The sequence below is a fragment of the Acinetobacter sp. YH12063 genome, assembly GCF_013419715.1.
GTDB lineage: Bacteria > Pseudomonadota > Gammaproteobacteria > Pseudomonadales > Moraxellaceae > Acinetobacter > Acinetobacter amyesii.
In genome coordinates this window covers 1-2,304 of record NZ_VOZO01000041.1, presented here as the reverse complement: position 1 = coordinate 2,304, position 2,304 = coordinate 1, and the positions used below count along the sequence as shown (strand labels likewise).

The following is a 2,304-nucleotide window of genomic DNA, read 5'->3' as shown; positions in this document are numbered from 1 at the left end:
AAAAATAAACTTATATGGCACTTGCGTAATTCACGACAAAATGTGTCAAGTTTTGAAGAAGAGATGCAGTACTCAAGAATAGCAAGGAACTACACGGAGATGAAAAGCAGGAGGAAAATATTAAAAATGGGTGGTTTTAATAAAAAAAAGAGATGAATAACGCTTGTTACTCATCTCTCAGATAATGGGGGTGTTGAAATAGTGTTAGAAGGACTGCTCCAGACTTTCCAGTTCCATCATTAGTTCCAGCATCTGTTCTTCGGCTGTTTCCAGTTTGGCTTTCAGCTCAGTTTGCTCATTCATCAGTTTGAGCAAATCATTTTTACGTGAGGCATCATATAAAGCACTATCTCCGAGCAAGCTTTGAATTTCAGCCAGTCGCGGCGTAACCTTTGAAATCTGTGTTTCACATTTTTCGATATTTTTACGAATCGGGCGGCTCAGTTCCCGCTGGCGTGCCGCTTCCTTACGCTGTGCTTCTTTGTCCAGTCTGGAAATGGTTGCTTTGACTTCGACCTGAGATTTCACCGGCTCGGCTGGCTTCTGCCCGTTTTTGATCATCTCAATGCGGGCCTGACGTAACCAGTCGGCATAAGCGGTCAGATCACCGTCAAATTCACGGCATTGACCATTATGTACCAGCAGCAATTCATCACAGACACTGGCAATCAGCTGGCGCTCATGCGATACCAGCACCACAGCACCTTCAAAATCCTGCAAGGCCATGGTCAATGCATGACGCATATCCAGATCTAAATGGTTGGTCGGCTCATCCAGAATCAACACGTTTGGACGCTGCCAGACAATCAATGCCAGAGCCAGACGGGCACGTTCACCGCCTGAGAAACTTTCACTTGGCGTATCCATGCGTTCGCCGCTAAAACCAAAACTGCCCAGGAAAGAACGCAGGCTGGCTTCACTGATTTTTTTATCGGCAATACGGGCCAGCTGTAACATCGGGCTGGCATTGCCATCCAGTGCATCCATTTGGTGTTGGGCAAAGTAGCCAATATTGAGCAGTTCTGAATCTTTACGCAGACCCTGAAGCAATTTTAAATCACCGACCAGCGATTTAATCAGGGTGGATTTACCGGCACCATTCATCCCGAGCAAACCAATCCGGCTGCTTGGCGTGATCTGTAAATTGACATTGGTGACAATCAGCTTGTCACCATAACCAATATCGGCATGTTCCAGTTGCAATAAAGGCGAACTCATTTTGGTCGGTTCACGGAAACTGAAGGTAAATGGTGTATCAACATGGGCAGCAGACAGTTCCTGCATACGCTCCAGCTGTTTGATCCGGCTCTGTGCCTGCTTGGCTTTGGTGGCTTTCGCTTTAAAACGGTCAATATATTTTTGCAGATGTGCGCGGGTTTCCAGCTGCTTTTCATAAGCCTGTTGCTGCTGCGCCAGACGTTCACTGCGGGTGCGCTCGAAGGTCGAGTAGTTACCGGTATATAAAATCAGTTCCTGATTTTCAATATGTAAAATATGATCGGTAATCGCATCGAGGAAATCCCGGTCATGCGAAATCAGCACCAGCGTACCTTCATAGGCTTTCAGCCAGTCTTCGAGCCAGAGAATGGCATCCAGGTCTAAATGGTTGGTCGGTTCATCAAGAAGGAGTAAATCGGAACGGCTCATCAGGGTACGCGCCAGATTCAGGCGCATGCGCCAGCCACCAGAAAAACTTGAAACATCCAGTTGGGATTGATGTTCAAAAAAGCCCAGACCGGCCATCAGTTGCGAAGCTTTGGCCGGCGCAGAATAACCTGAAATTTCATCAAAACGGCCATATAAATGGGCCAGTTCTGCATCATCCAGCTGATCTGGCTGCTCCAGTTTCTGTTGAATATCCCAGTATTCTTCATCGCCGGACAAGACGAAATCAATGGCTTTCATATTCAGCGCTTTGATTTCCTGCGCCATATGCGCCACGGTCCATACCGCAGGACGGGTCAACGAACCGGTGTCTGACTCCATGCCACCAAGCAAAGCTGAAAACAGGGTCGATTTCCCGGCACCATTGACACCGGTTAGGCCAATTTTCCATCCTGGGTGTAACTGCATCGACGCTTTTTGAAATAAAACACGTCCACCGCGACGTATAGATAACTGGTCTAACTGAATCATTGAGAAATCAAAGCTAAGAAATAAGATGCGCCTATTCTAAAGGAAAGCCTTGTGAAAATGAAAAATCTTGCGACTTTTACTGAAATGAGCCAGCTTTTAAATATTGTGAATTTATATATTATGGACGAATAAGTTGAGTATAAGCTCTATTTTCAGCATTAACAGTTG

At 46.1% G+C, this 2,304-nt stretch carries 1 protein-coding gene; it reads right to left on the bottom strand.

The genetic code is table 11. The features are described from left to right. Window positions 1-204: 204 nt before the first annotated feature. Entirely contained in the window at window positions 205-2,136 is a 1,932-nt protein-coding gene (locus FTU12_RS16250; protein ID WP_154320142.1) for an ATP-binding cassette domain-containing protein, read from the bottom strand. Window positions 2,137-2,304 lie beyond the last annotated feature (168 nt).